This is a genomic window from Acetobacter pomorum (assembly GCF_002738225.1).
Lineage (GTDB): Bacteria > Pseudomonadota > Alphaproteobacteria > Acetobacterales > Acetobacteraceae > Acetobacter > Acetobacter pomorum.
Genome location: NZ_PEBQ01000048.1, coordinates 1 through 3,236, shown reverse-complemented (window position 1 = coordinate 3,236; position 3,236 = coordinate 1). Strand labels below are relative to the sequence as shown.

Genomic DNA, 3,236 nt, shown 5'->3' with positions numbered 1-3,236 from the left:
TTTTGTGCAAAACAGACTTTTTCATAATCTAACCCGATGTACAACCCTTCTGTGAGATTTCCGCGTCGACAACCGCCTAACTATTTTCGCAAAACGACGCATTCTACTGGTAGCCTACTCAAGAGAGTCTCTTTCTACGAGTATCGGGTCAAGAATTCTGGGCCTATCTCAAGGCATGGCGCGTTGTCGTAACTTGGTGCAAGAAAGCCGCGAAGTGATTCCTTGCTGTTATTCATATTGCTGCTGAAGGGAATCAGCTCAAGGTCTGATAGAGTCCAAATATTTATTTCAAAGAGTTTGTAACGAATCTTTCTTGTTCTGAAAAGAAAGTTTTTCAAATGGTCTACACCCAAATAACAACAAGGCCCACCAGAAGGTGAGCCTTGCCGTTTGTATCGTTTGGCTATGAGCACGGTAAATGCCCTCTCATGCGCCAAAAGTATATTTAAAGTATACTATATAAAAAGTCAAGTAAAAAACAAAATATTATTATATTTTAATAAGTAAAATTCATTCTTGCCCCTACAAAACGCGGGTTTCCCGGAATAACAGAGTAAAAGGTTGATTGAGTTCCTCCAGAAAGCCAAAAACGTCGGTCTGCAAGATTTTGGCCATATACAGTAACAGACCAATGTTGGTTAGGTGCGGAAAATGTTAAAAAACTGTTGACTAGAAAATAGGCTGGAGCACGATAATAGCCACCCATGCCAATATATTGCGGTTGGGTTTGGGCACCTCGATAACTGTAATCGACATCAAATGTCATTTGATAATTTTTTAATATATTCCATGTATAGGTTGCGGCACCACTTAAAGTGAGATTGGCCAGCCCCATGGAGCTACCATTATAATCTGTAAAAACTGCATTCCATTGTCCGGTTTGATCATAAAGTGCCGTTGTGGCATATTTGTTTACGCCTTGATATTGACTGTAAACACCGTGTTGATAACCAAAGTTTTGGCTAAGTGTCATTCCACGGAACGGACGGATCTGCGCATTAAATTCAGCCCCGTAAATGTAAGAGCGTGGTGCGTTTACATATGATCCTTCCACGCCATAAACAGGGACAACAATGCTGCCAAGTAGTTGCTGGTCTCTATAATCATAATAAAAACCTGCAGCATTGAATTGAATTTTATTGTTCAGGAAAGAAGACTTAAATCCACCTTCGTAGGAAAGAACCTGTTCTGGTTTAAATGGTTTTAATTGCTCTGGAACACTTGTCATATTTGCAGAAAAGCCACCGGGCTTAAAGCCACGTCGGAAATCTACATAGGTCATGAAATGAGGTGTCACCTGATATTCCAGACCGATACGGCCAGAAAATTGGTTGCCTAATGCACCGCTTGAGCCAAAAGCTTTACTTACAGGGCTTGCGGCACCCGTGTAAGTTGTTCCAACCAAATTGAGAAGTTGACGATCATCAGATTCATGGCTAATCGCACCTATAATACGTAATTTTTTGGTAATTTTGTAAGAGATTTGTGCAAACTGGTTAAATGTTTGCTGGTTTTGGCCATATGCTGTTTTATAAAAATATAATCCTTTATCTGTTGAGGCATAACGATCTGACATATCGTACCAAAAATTATCTGCCGTACGCCCGCGGTTATAATACATGCCAACAAGCCATTGGAAACGATCAGCAGCATTATTGGAAGACAGTTTTATTTCCTGGGAAAAGAAATTTGTTTGGTTATTACGATACATATTCCCGTAAGCACCTACGGTATTGGTCTGATCAGATAATTCATGTTCATCAATCATCTCATATGCGCTCAGAGATGTCAGCTTTGCCCATGAAAAGTCTTTTGTAAATTTTACGTTGGCACCCCAGAACAAGTTATTTTCACGCGGCCTTTGATTGTTGCCGTTAATACCAATCATATTGGCAAACTGTTGGCTTAGACCCCAATCTGTTTGCCGTATATCCATATTAGGGCTGATACCATAACTATTGGTCATGATTGCGCCAGCAGGTGCATCAGATTGGTCTGTGGTCCAGTGACCACCAAAATCCAGTCGTGTTGTGTCGTCAATTTGCCATCTGAGTTTGCCACGCAAAGCACCAATGTCGGCATTACCAAACCCTTTGCCTTCACTATTGTGCTGGAATCCGCCACCTGTAAGAGATTGGCCTGAAATGCGATATGAAAGGGATTTTCCTATAGGGCCGGAAATATATCCATCAACGCGGTTTCGTCCATAACTGGCAATATCTTCTGTCACACCTGCATGGAAAGTACGTGTGGGATCAGCTGTATGAAAGTTGATTTCACCGCCTGTTGTCGCCTGGCCATGGGTAAGCCCTGATTGACCAGGGTTTACTGTTACATTGTCCATGTCAAACATCATGCCCGATGTCATGATACTGACTGGCATGGCAACATCATCTACATAGGGCATAATGGAGGGAATGTTATTTTGCGTCAGGTCTGCCATTCCGACCCCACGTAATGCAAAATTAAGCCCTGCAGATCCATTGGATGGTTGAATTGTCAGATTAGGTGCAACACGGATAAGATCTGTCATTTGCCGGACATTGCGTTCACGTAATTCCTGAGCTGTTATCCGGGTCGCGGAATCAGGAATATGTTGTTGATTCCTGAAGGGATCTCGATGGATATGAACCTCAAGATTTTCTCCATCTTTTGCAGATAAAGAATCTGTCCGGTGTTTGCGTGATGTTTTACGGGGCCCTGTCGTGGCGATTTTGCGTGCACCAGTATATGCTGGTTTTGAAGCATTGGTGCTTGCTGCAAAAGCGGTATCTCCCATCCAAGACGAAGCAAGTGCGAGGCTGGAGCAGGAAAGTATTACTTTACGCACAGGAAAACATATTGGCCGCACAGACATTGGCGCCCGTAAACCAAACGGGAATGATGCGGACGAAAATTGGAAAAGACGAGACATTCATTCACCTTCAGCGCTACCGTGTGAAACATTTTTAAGGGCTGATGTTAGGCTTGCAAAAGAGACCGATTTGATATTGGAAGAGGAAAGAATTTCATGAACCTGTTGTTCATTCTGATCTTTTTCTAATTTTGCAATAACACAGGCTGCTACGCAGTTTCCGGTAATATTGCCAAACGCGCGTGCTATACCAATAAACCAGTCAACGGAAACAAGTAGAATAATCCCAACACCAGGAATTTCAGGAACCATCGACGCGGAAATCTCACAGAAGGGTTGTACATCGGGTTAGATTATGAAAAAGTCTGTTTTACACAAAAGA

2 protein-coding genes are annotated in these 3,236 nt (G+C 42.3%); both read right to left on the bottom strand.

The features are described from left to right. Window positions 1-496: 496 nt before the first annotated feature. Entirely contained in the window at window positions 497-2,914 is a 2,418-nt protein-coding gene (locus CSR02_RS03545; RefSeq protein ID WP_244176758.1) for a TonB-dependent receptor, read from the bottom strand. Continuing rightward, window positions 2,915-3,166, bottom strand: a complete 252-nt coding sequence (locus CSR02_RS03540) for a hypothetical protein (protein WP_099540583.1) — start codon at window positions 3,164-3,166, stop codon at window positions 2,915-2,917. Between the last annotated feature and the right edge of the window lie 70 nt (window positions 3,167-3,236).